Annotated in this window: 19 protein-coding genes; 9 read left to right on the top strand and 10 right to left on the bottom strand. The window is 68.5% G+C overall.

The annotated features are described in order from the left end of the window. The first annotated feature begins 4 nt into the window (after positions 1-4). On the top strand, positions 5-580 hold the full coding sequence (gene recX, locus NYP18_RS05865; protein ID WP_259427235.1) for a recombination regulator RecX: 576 nt from the start codon (positions 5-7) through the stop codon (positions 578-580). Positions 581-651: 71 nt separating this feature from the next. Here the strand turns inward: recX and NYP18_RS05860 are convergent, their stop codons facing one another. Genes NYP18_RS05860 through gluA form a run of 4 tightly spaced genes read right to left on the bottom strand, consistent with a single transcriptional unit; the run spans position 652 to position 3,940 of the window. Continuing rightward, a complete protein-coding gene (locus NYP18_RS05860; RefSeq protein ID WP_259427234.1) occupies positions 652-1,590 on the bottom strand; it encodes an amino acid ABC transporter permease in 939 nt (312 codons plus the stop codon). After that, positions 1,590-2,276 (bottom strand): glutamate ABC transporter permease GluC, encoded by a 687-nt coding sequence (gene gluC / locus NYP18_RS05855; protein WP_259427233.1) that lies wholly within the window; start codon positions 2,274-2,276, stop codon positions 1,590-1,592. Before gluC ends, NYP18_RS05860 begins: the two co-directional genes overlap by 1 nt. 20 nt (positions 2,277-2,296) lie before the next feature. After that, positions 2,297-3,169, bottom strand: a complete 873-nt coding sequence (locus NYP18_RS05850; protein WP_259427232.1) for a glutamate ABC transporter substrate-binding protein — start codon at positions 3,167-3,169, stop codon at positions 2,297-2,299. 42 nt (positions 3,170-3,211) lie between these two features. Continuing rightward, positions 3,212-3,940, bottom strand: coding sequence for a glutamate ABC transporter ATP-binding protein GluA (gene gluA, locus NYP18_RS05845; protein ID WP_259427441.1), 729 nt, complete (start codon positions 3,938-3,940; stop codon positions 3,212-3,214). A 247-nt stretch (positions 3,941-4,187) separates the two neighbouring features. Between gluA and miaB the strand changes: the two genes are divergently transcribed. Next, positions 4,188-5,699 carry a tRNA (N6-isopentenyl adenosine(37)-C2)-methylthiotransferase MiaB gene (gene miaB / locus NYP18_RS05840; protein WP_259427231.1) on the top strand — a complete coding sequence of 504 codons (1,512 nt, stop codon included), beginning with the start codon at positions 4,188-4,190 and terminating at the stop codon, positions 5,697-5,699. A 64-nt stretch (positions 5,700-5,763) separates the two neighbouring features. After that, positions 5,764-6,399: an Rv2732c family membrane protein gene (locus NYP18_RS05835; RefSeq protein WP_259427230.1), complete on the top strand. Its 636-nt coding sequence runs from the start codon at positions 5,764-5,766 to the stop codon at positions 6,397-6,399. Here the strand turns inward: NYP18_RS05835 and NYP18_RS05830 are convergent. Next, complete coding sequence (locus NYP18_RS05830; protein ID WP_259427229.1) at positions 6,396-7,424, bottom strand: GNAT family N-acetyltransferase; 1,029 nt, start codon at positions 7,422-7,424, stop codon at positions 6,396-6,398. The two genes, NYP18_RS05835 and NYP18_RS05830, sit on opposite strands and share 4 nt — an antisense overlap. Further along, entirely contained in the window at positions 7,425-8,789 is a 1,365-nt protein-coding gene (locus NYP18_RS05825) for a DUF349 domain-containing protein (protein WP_259427228.1), read from the bottom strand. It abuts the gene before it with no gap. A gap of 104 nt (positions 8,790-8,893) precedes the next feature. Between NYP18_RS05825 and NYP18_RS05820 the strand changes: the two genes are divergently transcribed. The 3 genes from NYP18_RS05820 to dapF are packed head-to-tail and all read left to right on the top strand — an operon-like array spanning position 8,894 to position 11,210. Further along, positions 8,894-9,493, top strand: a complete 600-nt coding sequence (locus NYP18_RS05820; RefSeq protein ID WP_439648057.1) for a hypothetical protein — start codon at positions 8,894-8,896, stop codon at positions 9,491-9,493. Continuing rightward, positions 9,490-10,392 carry a tRNA (adenosine(37)-N6)-dimethylallyltransferase MiaA gene (miaA, locus tag NYP18_RS05815; RefSeq protein ID WP_259427440.1) on the top strand — a complete coding sequence of 301 codons (903 nt, stop codon included), beginning with the start codon at positions 9,490-9,492 and terminating at the stop codon, positions 10,390-10,392. The genes NYP18_RS05820 and miaA overlap by 4 nt, the downstream gene beginning before the upstream one ends. Before the next feature lie 5 nt (positions 10,393-10,397). Continuing rightward, positions 10,398-11,210: a diaminopimelate epimerase gene (gene dapF / locus NYP18_RS05810; protein ID WP_259427439.1), complete on the top strand. Its 813-nt coding sequence runs from the start codon at positions 10,398-10,400 to the stop codon at positions 11,208-11,210. Here the strand turns inward: dapF and NYP18_RS05805 are convergent. After that, positions 11,204-11,734 (bottom strand): hypothetical protein, encoded by a 531-nt coding sequence (locus NYP18_RS05805; protein WP_259427226.1) that lies wholly within the window; start codon positions 11,732-11,734, stop codon positions 11,204-11,206. The two genes, dapF and NYP18_RS05805, sit on opposite strands and share 7 nt — an antisense overlap. Positions 11,735-11,746: 12 nt before the next feature. Continuing rightward, positions 11,747-12,493: a hypothetical protein gene (locus NYP18_RS05800; RefSeq protein ID WP_259427225.1), complete on the bottom strand. Its 747-nt coding sequence runs from the start codon at positions 12,491-12,493 to the stop codon at positions 11,747-11,749. Between the two features lie 96 nt (positions 12,494-12,589). On the opposite strand from NYP18_RS05800, the gene hflX reads away from it, so the two are divergent. From hflX to NYP18_RS05785, 3 genes are read left to right on the top strand one after another with little or no spacing between them, the layout of a single operon-like run. Next, complete coding sequence (gene hflX, locus NYP18_RS05795) at positions 12,590-14,134, top strand: GTPase HflX (protein ID WP_259427224.1); 1,545 nt, start codon at positions 12,590-12,592, stop codon at positions 14,132-14,134. A gap of 43 nt (positions 14,135-14,177) precedes the next feature. Continuing rightward, positions 14,178-15,485: a uracil-xanthine permease family protein gene (locus NYP18_RS05790; RefSeq protein ID WP_259427223.1), complete on the top strand. Its 1,308-nt coding sequence runs from the start codon at positions 14,178-14,180 to the stop codon at positions 15,483-15,485. Between the two features lie 23 nt (positions 15,486-15,508). Further along, on the top strand, positions 15,509-15,979 hold the full coding sequence (locus NYP18_RS05785) for a GyrI-like domain-containing protein (protein ID WP_259427222.1): 471 nt from the start codon (positions 15,509-15,511) through the stop codon (positions 15,977-15,979). 82 nt (positions 15,980-16,061) lie between these two features. Here the strand turns inward: NYP18_RS05785 and NYP18_RS05780 are convergent, their stop codons facing one another. Then, a complete protein-coding gene (locus tag NYP18_RS05780) occupies positions 16,062-16,331 on the bottom strand; it encodes an HPr family phosphocarrier protein (RefSeq protein ID WP_126121496.1) in 270 nt (89 codons plus the stop codon). 43 nt (positions 16,332-16,374) lie between these two features. Beyond that, a complete protein-coding gene (locus tag NYP18_RS05775; RefSeq protein WP_259427221.1) occupies positions 16,375-18,411 on the bottom strand; it encodes a PTS fructose transporter subunit IIABC in 2,037 nt (678 codons plus the stop codon). Positions 18,412-18,418 lie beyond the last annotated feature (7 nt).

Here is an 18,418-nt window from a genome sequence, read left to right as displayed (position 1 = left end):
TGCCATGACCAGCCGGGAGCAGAAGATCGCCCAGCTGAAGGAGGCGATCGCCGGATTCAGGTCGGGCCAGTTTGACCGGGAAGCGGAGGAGGCCAAGGCGGCCGTGCGCCGGCGCGCCCTGGGGCTGCTTGATGTGCGGGCCCGATCCCGCCAGGAGCTGCGCGAGCGGCTCATCGAAGCCGAGTTTGAACCCGTGGTCGTCGATGACGTGCTTGATGATCTGGCGGCGGTCAACCTCATCGACGACGCGGCCTTCGCCCGGGAATGGGTCCGGCAGCGCCACGCCCGCCGCGGCAAGTCCACCCGCGTGCTGGAGCAGGAGCTGCGCCAGAAGGGCATCGACTCCGCCACGCGGGCCGAGGCCCTTGACCAGATCGACGCCGCCGATGAGGAGGCCACCGCCCGGGCCCTGGCGGAGAAGAAGGCCCGCACCATCCGGGAGGCCCCGGCCGACCGGGCGGAAACCGATAAGGCGCTGCGGCGCATCGTCGGGGTGCTGGCTCGCCGTGGTTTCCCCCAGGGCATGAGCCTGCGCATCGCGCGGGAGGCCCTCGAGGAACGCATCGCCGGTCTCGGCTGACACCGCCGGCAAAACAGCGGACCGCCGCCACCCGGAGCCGGGTGGCGGCGGTTTTTCCGTCGGAGGAGGATTCAGCGGTCCGGGTTCTGGATGTCCACGTAACCGGGGGCCTGCCAGTCGACGTTGACGTTGTCCTTGGTGTCGATGCCCTGGTCGGGCATCTCCGGGACCTTGGCCAGGATGTTGCGGCGCGCCCGGCCGGCCCGCAACTGCCGCTCAACGCGCTGCGCCAGGGAGGTCAGGGCCCAGTTGATCAGGATCATGATGATCGCGACGATCGTCAGCGAGGCCAGGAAGTTCTGGTTGAAGGAGGCGGACTGGATGCCGGAACGGACGACCTCCACGTAGCCGATCTGGTAACCCAGCGCGGAGTCCTTCAGTGCGATGACCATCTGGGCGATCAGCGCCGGCAGCATGGCGGCGATCGCCTGCGGCAGCAGGATCGTCCGCATGGTCTGCTGGTGCGACATGCCCAGCGCACGGGCGGCCTCGGTTTGTCCCTTGGGCAGGGAGTTGATGCCGGAACGCAGGATCTCCGCGACCACGGAACCGTTGTACATGGTCAGTGCAAAGACAACCGCGGCGAAGGCGAGCTGCCGGGAGGGGACCATGTTGTACTCGGCGAAGAGCTGGTAGGCGAAGATCATGAGCAGCAGCACCGGGATGGCGCGGAAGAACTCGACGATCACGGCACAGATCCAGCGCAGCCACGCCAGTTCCGACAGGCGTCCCAGGCCCAGCAGCACGCCGACAATCATCGCGAGGATGATCGACAGGAAAGCCGATTTCAGCGTGCCCCACAGGCCGGGGAGCAGGTAGGTCCGCCAGGTCTGGGAATCCAGGAACGGGGTCCATTTCGCGGCCTCGAGCTGGCCGTTGTTGTTCAGGGTCCAGCCGATCCAGGCGAGGATGAGCACGGCGAGGACCACGGTGGCGACGGTCAAAAGGAGGTTGACGCGGCGGCCGCGGGGGCCGGGGGCGTCGTAGAGCACTGTGGCGCGTACGGTCATTATTTCCTCACCGCCAGTCGGTCGGACAACCGGCTGAGCGCCAGTCCGGTGGGCAGAGTCAAGATGATGAAGCCCAGGGCGAAGATGCCGAACACGATGAACAGCAGGTTCGCGTGGTTCTCGATGGTGGACTTCATCAGCAGGGAGGCCTCGGCGACGCCGATCGCCGAGGCGATGGTGGTGTTCTTCGTCAGTGCGATGAGGGTGTTGCCCAGGGGCACGATCGCGGCGCGGACGGCCTGGGGGAAGACGATGTTGCTGAAACTCTGCCCGAAGGTCAGCCCCAGGGACCGGGCCGCCTCCGCCTGGCCGAAGTGCACGGTGTTGATGCCGGAGCGCAGGGACTCCGCCACGAACGCCGAGGTGTAGAGCACGAAACCGAGGACGGCGAGACGGAAGTTCTGGTCCACCAGGAAGGTGGGTGAACCGCGGTCAGCCAGGACCAGTCCGAGGTTCTGGTACAGCCCGAAGGAACAGAAGATGACGATGAGGGTCAGCGGGGTGTTGCGCAGGGTGTTGATGTAGAAGGTCGCGATGTTCCGCAGGATCCCGACGGGGGAGACCCTCATGGCGGTGAGGATGGTGCCGAGGATCATCGCGCCGATGGCGGAGTAGATCGTCAGCTGGATGGTCAGCCAGAAGGCCGACCACAACCGGGGGCCGAGATCGGCCCAGAGTGCGTCCATGGGGGTATCCTCCCGGCCCGCTAGTTGTCGAGGAAGGAGAGGTCACCCGGGGTGCCCGGGGAGACGGACTCGTCGCTGCCGAGGTTCTCCTGGACCAACCTGTCGAATTCACCCGAGTCGTGCAGCTCCGTCAGCGCGGCGTTGATCGCGTCGGTGCCCTCGGTGTCGTCCTTGGCCAGGCCGATGCCGTAGTACTCGTTGGTGAACGGTTCGCCGTCACGCTCCATCTCGAGAACCTTGAACTGGCCCGGGGCCTGCGCGGAGTAACCGAGCAGGATAGTCGCGTCGGTGGTCATCGCGTCGATGTTGCCCTGGCGCAGTGCCTCGACGCAGGAGGAGTAGGTGTCGTACTCCTGGAGCTGGACACCCGGCAGGGCGTCCTTGACCGTCTGGGCCGGGGTGGAACCGGTGACGGAGCAGAGGATCTTGCCGTCGAGGCTCTCCAGGTCGGTGATCTCGGTCTCTGCCTCACGCACCAGCAGGGCCTGGTGGGTGACCAGGTAGGGGCCACCGAAGTTGACGGACTGGGAGCGACCCTCGTTGATGGAGTAGGTGGCGGCGATGAGGTCGACTTCACCGTTCTGGATGAGAGTCTCGCGCTGGGCGGAAGGGGTCTCCCGCCAGGTGATGGCGGGGGTCTCCCAGCCGTTGTCGGTGGCGATCTGGCTGACCACGAACTCGGCGACGTCGACGTCGAGCCCGGACATCGAGCCGTCCGGGTTGCGCAGGCCCAGACCCGGCTGGTCGTATTTGGTGCCGATGGTGACCTCACCGGACTCGATGGCGGCGAGCATGCCGTCGCCGCCCGAGGACCCGCCACAGGCGGCGAGAGTGACTCCGGTGAGGACAACGGTGGAGGTGGCAGCGGCGAGACGCAGGAGATTCTTCTTCATGATCATCGTTTCCTTCGGGAATTGAGGGTTAGCGGTGGCACATCAGTGGGAGAGGATCTTGCCCAGGAAATCCCTGGCGCGGTCCGTCTTCGGGTTGGTGAAGAATTCGTCGGGGGTGTCGTCCTCGACGATCGCCCCGTCGGCCATGAACAGGACACGGTCCGCCGCCTTGCGGGCGAATCCCATCTCGTGGGTGACCACGACCATGGTCATGCCCTCCTTGGCGAGGGTGGCCATGACGTCGAGCACCTCATTGACCATCTCGGGGTCGAGGGCGGAGGTCGGTTCGTCGAAGAGCATGATCTTCGGGCTCATCGCCAGTGCGCGGGCGATGGCCACGCGCTGCTGCTGCCCGCCGGAGAGCTGGGCCGGATATTTGTCGGCCTGGTTGGCGATGCCCACCCGCTCCAGCAGTTCCATGGCCCGTTTCCCGGCCTCGGCCTTCTTCATCTTCTTGACCTTGACCGGGCCGAGGGTGACATTGTCGCGGATGGTCAGGTGGGGGAACAGGTTGAAGGACTGGAAGACCATGCCGACGTCAGCGCGGAGCCTGGCCAGTGCACGGCCTTCCTCGGGCAGGTGCACACCATCGACCTCGATGGTGCCCTCCTCGATGGTCTCGAGCCGGTTGATGGTGCGGCACAGGGTGGATTTGCCGGATCCGGAGGGGCCGAGCACCACGACAACCTGTCCCCGGGGTACCTCAAGGTTGATGTCCTTGAGGGCGTGGAAATCGTCGAAGTACTTCTGCACGTCCGTCATCCGGATCATGGGCGTGGCCGTGGGGCCACGATCAGATGAGGGTGTGGTCTGCGTCATAGTCTGATCTTAGGCACAGGCGGGCGTCACGGGTGTGGCTTTGAGCAAACGATTCTGTGACCGGACAAAGAACAGACAAAGATCGGGCAAAGACGGACTGAGGTGCCCTCAGGAAAAACCTGGTAGACACTGTGGGTCGGCTCCATGGCCGGTACCGCGGATTGGGTGCCCCCGCTGGAGAAAGCTACAATTACCAGCCGTGAACACCCCCGTTGATACCCCGTCCAGGACCTACGAGGTCCGCACCTTCGGTTGCCAGATGAACGTGCATGACTCCGAGCGGCTGTCCGGGCTGCTCGAGGGGGCGGGTTATTCGGCCGCCTCCGCGGGAACGGATGCTGACCTGGTGGTCTTCAATACCTGTGCTGTCCGGGAGAATGCCGACGAGAAACTCTACGGCACCCTCGGCAACCTCAAGGCCACCAAGGACCGGTACCCGGGAATGCAGATCGCCGTCGGTGGCTGCCTGGCCCAGAAGGACCGTGAGACCGTGGTGGCCCGCGCCCCGTGGGTGGACGTGGTCTTCGGCACACACAACATCGGCTCGCTGCCGACCCTGCTCGAGCGCGCCCGGCACAACGAGGAGGCCCAGGTCGAGATCGTCGACTCGCTCGAGGCCTTCCCCTCGGTGCTGCCCGCCAAGCGGGAATCGGCCTACGCCGGCTGGGTGTCTGTTTCCGTGGGCTGTAACAACACCTGTACCTTCTGTATCGTCCCGAGCCTGCGCGGCAAGGAGATCGACCGCCGCCCCGGTGACATCCTCGCCGAGGTGCAGGCGCTGGTCGATCAGGGCGTGACTGAGGTGACCCTGCTGGGGCAGAATGTCAACGCCTACGGTGTGAACTTCGCCGACCCGGATCTGGAGCGCGACCGTTCCGCCTTCTCGAAGCTGCTGCGTGCCTGCGGACAGATCGAGGGCCTGGAGCGCCTGCGCTTCACCTCCCCGCATCCGGCGGAGTTCACCTCCGATGTCATCGATGCGATGGCGGAGACCCCGGCCGTCTGCCCCCAGCTGCACATGCCGCTGCAGTCAGGTTCAGACAAGGTGCTCAAGGAGATGCGGCGTTCCTACCGCTCCACGAAGTTCCTGGCCATCCTGGACGAGGTCCGGGCCAAGATCCCGCACGCGTCGATCACCACCGACCTCATCGTCGGCTTTCCGGGCGAGACGGAGGAGGATTTCCAGGACACCCTCGACGTCGTGGAGAAGGCGCGGTTCACCTCCGCCTACACCTTCCAGTATTCGGCGCGCCCGGGTACCCCGGCCGCGGAATACGACAACCAGGTGCCCAAGGAGGTCGTCCAGGAGCGTTTCGAGCGCCTCCTCGCCCTGCAGGACCGGATCGCCGGGGAACTCAACGCCGAGCTGGTGGGCACGGATGTCGAGCTGCTCGTCCAGGCGGAGGGCCGCAAGAAGACCGGCCGTATGACCGGCCGGGCCCGCGACGGCCGCCTGGTGCACTTCATTCCCGAGGGTGCCCTGGACGGGGAGATCCGCCCCGGGGATGTGGTCACCACCACGGTCACCGGCTCCGCCCCGTATTTCCTGCTTGCTGACACCCCCGTCACCTCCCACCGCCGTACCCGCGCCGGCGACATGTCTGCCGCCGGGAAGGTGCCCACGACCGACCCCATCGGCGTCGGCCTGGGCCTGCCCGGTGTCGGTGCCCCCGCTCCGGCACCGGCGCCGGCCGATTCCTGCGGCTGCTGACCCGCCCCTGAGCAGGGGTAGAGTGGGAGCCGTCCCCGTTGATCCTGAGGAGAAGACCACCACCGTGAGTGAACCCACCAGCACCGATCTCGCCGCCCGGGAGAAGCGTGCCTCCGCCCGGGTGTACCTGGGTAAGCAGTTCTGGCTGCTTGTCGCCGCGCTCGCCCTCTACGTGGTCTCCCTGGTCCTGCCCCAGGCGGGCCAGGTCCGGGGCTACGAGGTGCTGCTCCAGCTCGAGCCGGCCCGGGAGGCCGGCATCAAGATCACCGAGTACGTCTACTCCATCCTCGTCTTCCTGGGTGTCGGGGTACTGAGCACCCTGGTGCTGATCACCCGCCGCACGGCGCTGGCCTCGCTGGCCTGGATGTTCACCACCGTGGGCTTCGCCTACTCGATCTTCGCGGTCTGGCTGCGCCAGACCCGCCCCACCGCCGAGGACGGGGTGGAGATGAACATCGGTTTCTGGCTCTCCCTGCTCGCGGTGGGCCTGGCCTTCCTCGGCTTCGCCTTCGTGGTGCTGCGACGCAGCCCGGAGCAGGCGGAGATCGCCCGGGCCCGGGCGCAGGCCGATCCGCTCGACGAGGTGGGCCGCATGCAGCAGAACGCGAATTTCTCGGCGGACACGAACCCGCTGCTGCAGGACGATCGCCGGGCCCGGGCCTCCGAACGGCACCGGCCGCAGGCCGATCCGCAGAGCTAGAGCCGGAGCTGCCAGCCCGAACCCCCGCTGACCACACGCCACCCCAGCTGCCTGTTGATCCCGATCATCCAGGTGTTGGCGGTGGCGTTTGACGTGTAGACCCGCTTCACACCGGGCAGGGCCGCGGCGGCCTGCCGGAGCACCTCGCGTTTGATGGCCAGACCCAGCCCGCGACCCCGGGCCCTGGGGGCGATGACGGTGAGACCCTGTTCAGCGACCTCCGGTTCCGAGCCGGGGAAACGGGTGATCTCACTGACCCCGATAACCCCGTCCGCATCGGAGAGGACCACGCTGACCATCTCCCGGCCGGTGTTCACCACCCGGCGCGCGGCGGCCGCCAGCCGCTGCGGGGTCCAGTCCACCTCCCCGGCGTCCAGCCCACCGGTGGGTACGTCGAGGGAGGCCTGCCGGTAGAGGGCGAGTACGCCGTCGAGGAGCGGGGTGGGGAAGGCGAGGTTGCGCACGACGTCGATACGCAGTGTCGGAGGCCAGTCCGGCGCGGGCACCTCCACGGAGACGACCCCTTGGATCTCGGTGAGGCCGAGTTCGTATCCGCGGCCGCGCAGCAGCCCGGCCCAGTCGCCGTCACCGGGTGCCTCCGTGGCGGGGTGCAGCAGCCACGTCTGGACCGTGGACCGGCCGAGACGGGCTGCGATGGCCTCCGCCTCCGCGTAGAGCAGGTCCAGCACCTCGTGCGACTCAGGGGAGAGAGGATGACCGGGCAGCGGGAGGTATCCGGCGTCGAGGATGACCTCCGCCTCCACGACATGGGTGTCCTCAAGCAGGGGAGTGCTCACCAGGAGATAACCGGCGTAGTCATCCTCGGGGTCGAGCTCGAGCGCGAAGGCGAGGGTGTCGTATTCCACGGAGCCGCGCAGGCGGTGCTGGACCCGTTCCACCGAGGTGGAGGAGGCGGTGTCGCCGGTGGTTTCCTGGGCGGCGAGGTTGGCCAGGAAGACGAGGTTGCGGACGGCATCGGCCGGTTCCGTTCCCGGAACCGGCCGATCAACAGGGAGGAAACGCAATTACAGGTCCTCGACGGCCTTCACCGCGGCGTCGGCCCATTCCTGCCACTGGGCGGCCTGGTCGCGCAGCTGCGCGGCCTTCGTGGCGTTGCCCTTGGCCTCGGCGGCCTCGGCCTGGGTGGTGAACTCCTCGACCTTGACCAGGAACTGGTTGGCGCGTGCCTGCGCCTCCGGGTCGGTGCGGCGCCACTGGGATTCCTCGGCGTCGGCGACGCGCTTCTCCACCGCGGCGATCCTGTCCTCGTACTCGCGGACCTGGCCGCGCGGGACATAGCCGATCTCCTCCCATTTTTCCTGCAGGTCACGCAGCTTCGCCCGGGCACCCTCCAGGTCCTTGGCGGGGTCGATCTGGGCGTCGTACTCGGCGAGCAGGTTGTCCTTCGCCTCGGCGTTGGCGACGAACTCCTTGTCCCGCTCGGCGGTCACCGCGTTGCGGGCGTTGAAGAAGTGGTCCTGGGCGCCGCGGAAGGCATCCCACAGCTTGTCGTCGACCTCGCGCGGGGCGCGGCCGGCGGCCTTCCACTCCTTCATCAGGTCTCGGAATGCGCGTGCGGTCTCGTTCCAGTCGGTGGAGTCCTTGATGGCCTCGGCACGTTCCACCAGGGCTTCCTTGGCACGGCGGGCGGCGGCACGGCCCCGGTCGAGTTCAGCGAAGTGGGAGCCGCGGCGGCGATTGAACGCATCCCGGGCGCGGGAGTAGCGCTTCCACAGGGTGTCGTCGGTCCTGCGGTCGATGCCGCGGATGGTCTTCCACTCATCGAGGATGGCGCGGAGCCGGTCGCCGGCGGGCTTCCAGTCGGTGGAGTTCTCGGCGAGTTCCTCAGCCTCACCGGCCAGCGCCTCCTTGCGGGCGATGGCCTGCTCGCGGCGTCGTGCGCGGTCCGCCCTGGCCTGTTCACCGGCGGCCTCGGAGTGCTCCATGATGGTGACCAGGCGCTTGTCCAGGGCGGTGAGGTCACCGATGGCGGCGGCCGTGGGCAGTGTCTCGCGCAGCTGGGCGGCGGTCTCCTTGATGGCGTTCGCATCGTCGGGGTGTGCGCTCAGGCGGGTCTCCAGCAGCTCCACCTCGGTGGCCAGGTCGTCGAAGCGGGTGCCGTAGTGGGCGAGTCCCTCCTCCGGGGTGCCGGCCTGCCAGGATCCGATCTCGCGTTCGCCGTCCGCGGTCTTCACGTACACCGTGCCGTCGGCGTCGATGCGGCCCCATTTGGCAGGGTCATTCTTCACCGGGCGGACGACAGCGGGGGCTGCCGGCCGCGGGGAGGGGGTGGGACGGGAACCGACCCCCGGGAGGGGTCCCGGCTTCGGCCCGGGCCGGGGTCCTGGCTTCGGGCCGGGCGTCGGGGAAGGCGTCGGGGAGTTGGTCATGTCGGGGGTCCTTTACTGGTCGTCATGCCGCGCGACACGGCTGCCAATTGTGCTCCAACAAACATACCGCGCACGCTTCGGGAGTGTGAGCACGAGCCAGTAGGATGTCCCGGGTGAGCATCAACCTTGTCGTCATGCCCGCCGGGCCCGCCCTGGTCCCCGACCTCGCCCCCGCTGATGTGGTCGGCCGGCGCATCGTGGCCGCTGTCCGCTCGCTTATCGACGCCGCCGGCCCCCGCCCCATCCACCTGGTCGGTTCGCGCTCCCCGCGCTGGGAGACCGGGGCGGCGGGTTCCTTCCGGGCGTGGGGCGCCCCGCAGGTGGAGGTGGGTGCCGGGCGACACCTTCCGGAACTGGTGCAGCGCCACGTCCTGGGGGAACGGGCCAGTGCCATCCGATCGGTCCGGGGGGAGCTGGGGGTGCCCGACCCGGCCGCCCTGACCCTCGTGGCGGTCGACGGCAGCGCAGGACTGACCCCGCGCGCCCCGCTGACGCTGCTTGAGCGCGGCCCCGAGGCAGACCAGTGGTGCCGCGACCTGCTCGCCGGCCATGGGACCGTGGACAGCGGCTTCCTGGCGGAGGCCGGCGTGCTGGAACCGGAACTGTGGCTGGAACTGGCAGCGCTGTCACCGCAGCGGGCGGAACTGGTGGCGGCGGACACCTCCCACGGAGTCGGAAGGTACGTGGCGGCATGGCAGATCTGATCCGGCCCATCGCGGTGGTCGGCCCCACCGCCTCCGGGAAATCCGCCCTCGGCCTGCGTCTGGCCCACGAACTCGGCGGCGAGGTGGTCAACGTCGACTCCATGCAGCTCTACCGCGGCATGGACATCGGCACCGCCAAGCTGAGCGTCGAGGAACGCGAGGGGATCCCGCACCACCAGCTCGACGTCCTCGATGTCACCGAGACCGCCTCGGTGGCCCGCTACCAGGCGGAGGCCGTCGCCGACGTGGCGGACATCCTGGCCCGCGGTCGGGTGCCCATCCTGGTCGGCGGTTCCATGCTCTACGTCCAGTCACTCGTCGACGACTGGCGGTTCCCGCCCACCGACCCGGCCGTCCGTGCCCGCTGGGCGGCCCGCCTGACCGAGATCGGCGTGGATGCCCTCCATGCCGAACTGGCCGAGGTGGACCCCGCCGCGGCAGCAGTCATCGAGGACAAGGACCCCCGCCGCACCGTCCGCGCCCTCGAGGTCATCGAACTGACCGGACAACCCTTCCAGGCCTCCCAGCCGCCGAAGAACGCCCCGCCACGCTGGGGCACCCGCATCCTCGGACTGCGCACCGACCCGGAATGGCTCAACCCCCGCATCGAGCTGCGCACCCGCCAGATGTTCGACCGCGGACTCGTCGGGGAGGTCGACCACCTCGTGGCGGACAAGGGCCTGACCGCCGATTCCACCGCGGGACGGGCCATCGGTTACGCCCAGGTCCTGGCCGCCCGCGCCGGGGAGCTGAGCTGGGAGGAGGCGGTGGAACGCACCATCACCGGCACCCGCCGCTATGTGCGGCGCCAACGTTCCTGGTTCAACCGGGACTCCCGCATCACCTGGTTCGACGCCGCCGCGGACCCGGCGGAGCAGGCACTGGAATTCCTCCGGTGAACCCCATCCCCTTCGCCAAGGGACACGGCACCGAGAACGACTTCCTCATCCTCCCAAGCACCTTCAACCCGGACCCCGCCCAGGTCCGGGCCCTGTGTGACCGCCGGTCAGGACTCGGGGCGGACGGTGTCCTGCGTGCCGCCCCGCGTGACGGGCGGTGGTTCATGGACTACCGCAACGCCGACGGCTCGGTCGCGGAGATGTGCGGCAACGGGGTGCGCGTCTTCGCCCACTGGTTGCGCTCCCGCGGACTGGTGGACACGGACGACTTCACCGTGGGCACCCGCGCCGGGGAACGCCGCGTCCGCGTGCACGGCTGCACCCTGACGGCAGCCACCGTGACGGTGGACATGGGCCCCGCCGAGGTGACCGGGGTGTCCACCGCGCGGCTGGGCGACCGGCACATCGCCGGCCTGGGCGTGGACCTGGGTAACCCCCACCTGGCCTGCGTGCTGCCCGGTCTGGACACGGCCGCACTGGCGGGGATGGAGCTGCCCGAGCCGGACTACGACCGCGCCTTCTTCCCCCACGGGGTCAACGTGGAGATCAGCACCCCGCTGCAGCAGGGACAGGTGCACATGCGCGTCCACGAACGCGGGGTGGGGGAGACCCGCTCCTGCGGCACCGGGACGGTGGCCGCGGCGCGTGCTGCCCTGGCGGACGCCGGCCTGGCGGCGGGGACGGTCACAGTGCACATCCCCGGAGGGCACGTGGTGGTGGAGATCGGGGACGGGACCTCCACCCTGACCGGGCCGTCGCGGATCATCGCCACCGGTGAGGTGGAGCTGGCCGCGCTGGGCGGTGGGGGGCGTCAGTAGTCCGGGCCGAGACGCTGGGCCGCCTGCCGGGCGGCGATCCACGCCTCCCGGATCTCCAGGGCCCGCTGGTCAGTTACCTTGAGCAGGGACTCCAGCTGGGGAATGTCCAGGTGGTTCTTGGTCAGCCGGGCCTCCAGCCGACCCAGGAAGCGGCGGGCTGTGGCGTACTCGTGACGGAAGGCCTCGATATCGGGATCGGGGCAGTCAGGGTCCAGGAGCGCCGGTCGGGTGAGGGTGCGGTCGGCCATGTATTCGGCCTCCGGTGAGGAGGAGAACTTCTCGAACTCGACGATGACGTCCTGGATGTCCTCGGAGGACAGGGCGATCGAGGAACGCAGGGCACGGGTCTCTGAGGTGTCGGGGCGTTTGCCCACCACCAGGACCGCAATCACCGCGATGGGCAGGATCAGCAGCAGCCCCTGCACCCGCAGGATGGCCAGGATGAGCAGGATGCTGATCACGATGATCAGCAGGATCCACCACCGTCGTTGCGGTTCCAGCGGCACCATCATCCTGTCCGGCATGTCAGACCCCCTCTAGTGGCCGCCGCAGCCGCAGCTACTGCCGCACCCTCCGCAGCCGCCGCCCGAGATGGGGGAGAGGACGGAGGCGGTGAGCATCGCGGTACCGGCGATGACGGAGTTCTTCTGCGGCAGCTCCGGGGCATCCACCAGGCAGACGTCGAAGGGGAAGGCCCCGTCGACGGTCGCGTGGATGAAACGCTGCCCGGTGAGCTGGTTGTTGCGGTACTCAGCCTCCAGCACGCGGGCGGAGAAGGTGGCCGCGGCATCCGGGACGGCCGCACCGGAACCGGCGGCGACCAGCTGGGCACCCTCGGAGACCAGCAGGCCCAGGACCTCGCCGGTGGCGGCCTCGTAGGCCTCCGGGGACTCGTAGGTCTGCACGTCGAGGGCCAGGGCGGTGACTCCGACCTGCTGCCAGGACTGCGTCGGTGCGTCGACAAGCAGGGGGCCCTGGGAGAGGTTGCAGGTGATCGAGGTCAGCACGGTGCCGTTGGGGTCGACGACCTCGCAGAAGGCGAGGACATCGTTGACCATGCTGATGTGGGCGAAGGTCTGGGTGACCGACTCGAAGCCGGCGAACGTCGCGAACGGTTCGACGGCGAGAATGTTGATCTGTGCGCCGGAGGCGTCCGTGTACTGGATCAGCTGCCCGTCACGGATCTCACCGGTGACGACCAGCTGGTTGGTGGCGATGGCGGCTTCGACGGCGTCCTGCCAACGGTCGAATCCCAGGCCGATGCTCTTCAGGTCGGTGCTCATGGTTGCCCAGTCTAAGCCTCCGGACGGTGACGGTCGAATTCCTGCGTGAGTGCCGGTGGTGGAGTTGGTTGACATGACGTGGGACAATGGTTGTCAATGACTGATGTTTCTGAGAACGACCGAGACCACGACGACCTGCTGGCCCGCGCCTTCCGCGACAACACGCCGCAGCCGCAGCTGCCGGAGGACCCCGGCACGGACCTGTCCGGCCTGCTCACCCCCACCACCGGTGAGCTGGATCTGGCGGAACGCAACCGCTTCCGCCGCGTCACCCGGGACACCGAGATCCGGGCGACCGACACCGAGGACATCACCGAGGTCGAGTACCGCAGGCTCCGCCTGGAGCAGGTGATCCTCGTCGGTGTGTGGACCGAGGGGACCGTCTCCGAGGTCGAGGCCAACATGGCGGAACTCTCTGCCCTGGCGGAGACCGCCGGCGCAGAGGTCCTCGAGATGCTCTACCAGCGCCGCGACAAGCCGGACCCGGGCACCTACATCGGCTCCGGCAAGGTCCAGGAGCTCAAGGAGATCATCGCAGCGACCGACGCCGACACCGTCATCTGCGACGGTGAGCTCTCACCCGGTCAGCTCGTCGCGCTGGAGACCACGCTGAACACCAAGGTCATCGACCGCACCATGCTCATCCTCGACATCTTCGCCCAGCACGCGAAGTCGAAGGAGGGCAAGGCCCAGGTCTCGCTGGCCCAGATGGAGTACCTCTACACCCGCGTGCGCGGCTGGGGCGGCAACCTCTCGCGCCAGGCCGGTGGCCGGGCAGGTTCCAACGGCGGTGTGGGTCTGCGTGGTCCGGGTGAGACCCGGATCGAGGCCGACCGCCGCCGGCTGCGCCAGGAGATGGCCAAACTGCGCCGCGAACTCTCCGGTATGAAGACTGCCCGGGAGATCAAACGCCAGCGCCGCCAGTCCTCGACGATCCCGCAGATCGCCATCGCCGGTTACACCAACGCCGGAAAATCCTCCCTCATCAACGCACTGACCGGTGCGGGTGTGCTGGTGGAGGACGCCCTGTTCGCCACCCTGGACCCCACGACCCGCCGTGCCGAGCTGGCCGACGGCCGCGCCGTCGTCTTCACCGACACCGTCGGCTTCGTCCGCCACCTGCCCACCCAGCTGGTCGAGGCATTCAAATCGACCCTGGAGGAGGTGCTCGCCGCGGATCTGGTGCTGCATGTGGTCGACGGCTCCGACCCGTTCCCCCTCAAACAGATCGAGGCGGTGAACAAGGTCATCTACGACATCGTCAAGGAGACCGGGGAGCAGGCCCCGCCGGAGTTGATCGTGGTGAACAAGATCGACCAGGCGGACCCCCTGGTGCTGGCCGAACTGCGGCACACCGTCGAGAAGGCCGTGTACGTCTCCGCGATGACGGGGGAGGGAATCCCCGAGCTGGAGGCGCGCATCGAGCTCTTCCTCAACTCGCTGGACGCCCACCTCGTCCTGCTCGTACCCTTCACCCGCGGTGACATCATCTCCCGCCTCCACGAGTACGGCACCGTCCGCTCCGAGGAATACACCGGCGAAGGCACGCTCATTGACGTCCGCCTGCCACAGTCCCTCGCCGCGGAACTCGCGGAATTCACCGTCGACCCCGAGCCGGAGACCACCCCCGAGGCGTCCTGACACCCGCGCGCTGGGGCAGGGTACCGGGGACTACTGTTGAGCCGTGACTACCAACACCCCCAGTGAGCCCCGCAGCCGGTTCGGCTGGACCGTGCACGGCGACGGCCGGAGGATCCTCCCCGGCGCGGTCGTCGCCCCCGAGGAGCGGCTGAGCTGGCCCCGCACCATCGGCATCGGCATGCAGCACGTGGTCGCCATGTTCGGCGCCACCCTGCTGGTGCCCACCCTGACGGGTTTTCCCGTCAACACGACACTGCTGTTCTCCGGTCTGGGCACGATGCTCTTCCTGCTGATCACCCGGAACCGGCTGCCCAGCTACCTGGGTTCTTCCTTCGCCTTCATCGCCCCGCTCATGGCCAGCCAGCAGCACGGTATGGGTGCCCAGCTCGGCGGCGTGCTCGTCGCGGGTCTGGTGCTGGTGGCGGTGGGATTCGTGGTCAAGGCCGCGGGGCGGCGGGTCCTGGATGCGGTCATGCCGCCGGCCGTCACGGGCGCGATCGTCGCCCTCATCGGTCTGAACCTGGCCCCGGTGGCCACCACCAACTTCCAGTCCCAGCCGCTGGTGGCCACCGTGACGCTGGTGGCGATCGTGCTGGCCACCGTCGCCGGCCGGGGTATGGTCGCCCGCCTGGGTATCCTCATCGGCGTGGTCATCGGCTGGGCCTTCGCCGCGGTGACCGGCAACCTCGCGGAGGGCACCGGGGACGCCATCGCGCAGGCCGCCTGGTTCGGGTTACCGGAATTCCAGTCCCCGCAGTTCCAGCTCTCGGCGATCCTGGTGACCCTGCCGGTGGTCATCGTCCTCATCGCGGAGAACGTCGGCCACGTCAAGGCGGTCAGTGAGATGACCGGCCGCAACCTCGATGACCTGGCCGGTGACGCCCTGGTCGCCGACGGTCTGGCCACAACGCTGGCCGGTTCCTTCGGCGGTTCGGGTACCACGACCTACGCGGAGAACATCGGTGTCATGGCCGCCACCCGCGTGTACTCCACCGCCGCATACTGGGTCGCCGCCCTCACCGCGGTGGCCCTGGCTTTCGTGCCGAAATTCGGGGCGCTGATCTTCACCATCCCCGCCGGCGTACTCGGCGGGGCGACGATCGTGCTCTACGGACTCATCGGCATGCTGGGTGTGCGCATCTGGCAGGACAACAACGTCAACTTCAACAACCCGGTCAATCTCACGGCCGCCGCGGTCGCCCTCATTGCGGGGGTGGGCAACCTGACTCTGACTGTCTTCGGTGTGGAGCTCGAGGGCATCGCCTGGGGCTCGGCCGGCATCCTCATCGCCTACCCGGTGCTGAAGAAGCTCTACACCACCATCGGTGAGGGAAAAACCGCGAAGTTCTAGGCCGTGGCTTCTAGGCTGGGGGAATGAGCGACCACACCACAGTCACCGTCCCCGCCCATATTCTCGTGGCCAGCCGCGAGACCATCCCCACCGACAACATGACCGGTTACTTCGACGGCGCCTTCACACGCGCACTCCGGGCGGTCCGTTCCGTCGGCGCCGAACCCGCAGGTCCCGCCCGCGCCTACTACTTCTCCCCGTTGACCGACAGCGTTGACATTGCCGGGGGATTCCCCGTCGCCGAGGAGCACGCGGAGGCGCTGACCGCGGCGCACCCCGATCTGGTCCACCGGATCCCGGAGCACGAGGCGCTCGTCCGGCGCCACACCGGCCCCTATGACGGGCTGACTGCGGCCTGGCAGGAACTGAGCGACCACGTCCGCTCCCTCGGGCGACCGACCGGGCCGGTGTTCTGGGAGGAATATGTCACCATGCCCACCCCGGAGGCGGACCCGGCGGAGATGATCACCGACCTCTACGCCACCCTCGCCTGAACAGGCACACCCCGCGCACAGCTGACGCCGCCCACCGGGAGACGGTGGGCGGCGTCAGTGATTCCAGGGTGCCAGCGGGAGACTAGGAGGCGTCCAGATCGGTTTCGATCAGGGCGGCGATCTTCTCCACGGCTGCGGCGTTGTCCGAGGTGATGGTGACCTGGTCGCCCTTCTCGGCGCCGAGGGCCATGATCATGAGGGAGGACGCGGCATCCGCCTCCTCGCCGTCCTCGTCGCCGACCAGGGTCAGCAGGATCTCGTCGTCGTACTCGCCGGCGGCATCGGCGACGATGGCCGCGGGGCGGGCGTGGAGGCCGACTGCGGAGCCGACGGTGACGGTCTTGGAGGCCATGGGTGGGGGTCCTTTCGTTGATTATCAGGTGCTGGAGACCAGCTTAGGCACTGACCGGGGCCGCTGCCATGGCCTGGGAGGCCTTGTTGGGCCAGAACTGCTTGAGCGCGATGACCGCGATCGCCGAGACGACCGTGCCGGCGATGATCGCCAGGAGGAAGCCCCACCACGGGTCGATGGCGAAGAGCACGAACACACCGCCGTGCGGGGCGCGGGAACCCACACCCAGGCCCATGGACACGGCACCCGTGACGGCACCGCCGACCATCATCGAGGGGATGACGCGCAGCGGATCCGCGGCGGCGAAAGGGATCGCCCCCTCGGAGATGAAGGACAGGCCCAGCAGCCAGGCGGACTTGCCGTTCTCCTGTTCCGCGGGGGTGAACAGTTTCTGGCGCACGATGGTGGCCACGGACAGGGCGATCGGCGGGACCATGCCGGCGGCCATGACCGCCGCCATGATCTGCATGGAGGACTCATCACCGGTGGACAGCCCGGCGGTGGCGAAGAGGTAGGCGGCCTTGTTCACCGGCCCGCCGAGGTCGAAGCACATCATCAGGCCGAGGATGACACCCAGTACCACCGCGGAGGAACCGGACATGGAGGACAGCCACTCGGTCAGGCCGGTCATGAGGTCCTCGAGTGGGCGGCCCAGCAGGAGGAACATGACCAGCCCCACGAACAGTGAGGTCAGCAGCGGGATGATCACCACGGGCATGAGCGAGGACAACACGCGCGGGACCTTCCAGTTGCCGATCCACAAGGCCACCAGACCGGCGAGGATGCCCGTGACCAGACCACCGATGAAACCGGCGCCGACGAGCACGGAGATGGCGCCACCGACGAAGCCGGGGGCGATACCGGGACGGCCGGCCAGGGCGAAGGCCGTGTAACCCGACAGCGCGGCGACGATGAATCCCATCGCCATCTGACCGGTGGCGAAGAGCACCGCACCCAGATACAGGCCCAGCCCCGAACGGTCGAAGGTCACCGTCGCCCCGTCCACGAGCACGTCGTTGCCGGGCAGGTTGGTCAGCGAGTGCTGCAGTGCGATGGCCTGCCAGCCGTTGGCCACGTCATAACCGCCCACGAGGAAACCGAGGGCCAGCAGCAGGCCACCGGCGGCGACGAAGGGGATCATGTAGGACACGCCGGTCATCACGGCCTGCTGGATGCGGCGGGCCCAACCCGGCTGCGCCGCCTGCTCGGTGCTCTCCGTGGCGGCCGGTCCCGCCGCCACGCGCCGGGCGCCGGGGTTGGCGGCCGCGGCGAGTGCCTCGTCGATCATCTTCGCGGGTTCGTTGATGGCGCGTTTGACGGGGGATTCGATGACGGGTTTACCGGCGAAGCGTTCCCTGTCGCGCACCCCGACATCGGTGGCGAAGATGACGGCGTCGGCGTTGCGGATGCTCTCCGGGTCGATCGCCTTCGTGGAGGAGGAACCCTGGGTCTCCACGACGAGTTCAACGTCGTCACGCTCCTGCGCTGTCTGGGTGAGGGCGTCAGCGGCCATGTAGGTGTGCGCGATACCGGTGGGGCAGGCGGTCACGGCGACGATCCGGGTGACCTGTGCGCCGGCCGGGGTGGCCGGCACCTGTTCCGGTTGCGGTTCGGCCTGCTTCTCGACACCCCCTTCACCCACCACCTCCGAGACCGCGGCAACGATGTCCGCCGGGGTTCCTGCGGCGCGGAGCCGGTCGACGAAGTCGCCGCGCACGAGCGCGCGGGCGAGTTTGGACAGGATCTTCAGGTGCGCCTTGCCCCCGCCCTCCGGGGCGGCGATGAGGAAGACCAGGTCAGCATCCCCGTCCGGGCCGCCGAAATCCACTGCCCGCGACAGGCGTGCGAAGGCCAGAGTGGGCTCGGTGACGGCCGCGGAGCGGCAGTGGGGGATGGCCACCCTGCCCGGCACTCCGGTGGGGTTCTGGGCCTCGCGGGCCAGGGCGGCGTCGGCAAGCAGGGCGGCGGAGGTGGCACGGCCGGACTCGTGGACGAGACCGGCCAGGGCCGTGATGACAGCGGTGGTGGTGGACCCGAGGTCTGCGTCCAGACGGACCAGATCGGTGGTGATGATCGACATGGGATAC

The sequence above is a fragment of the Corynebacterium lemuris genome, assembly GCF_024919295.1.
In the GTDB taxonomy this organism is placed as follows: domain Bacteria; phylum Actinomycetota; class Actinomycetes; order Mycobacteriales; family Mycobacteriaceae; genus Corynebacterium; species Corynebacterium lemuris.
The sequence above is the reverse complement of the archived record's forward strand: the minus strand, read 5'-3'. Positions and strand labels throughout refer to the sequence as shown.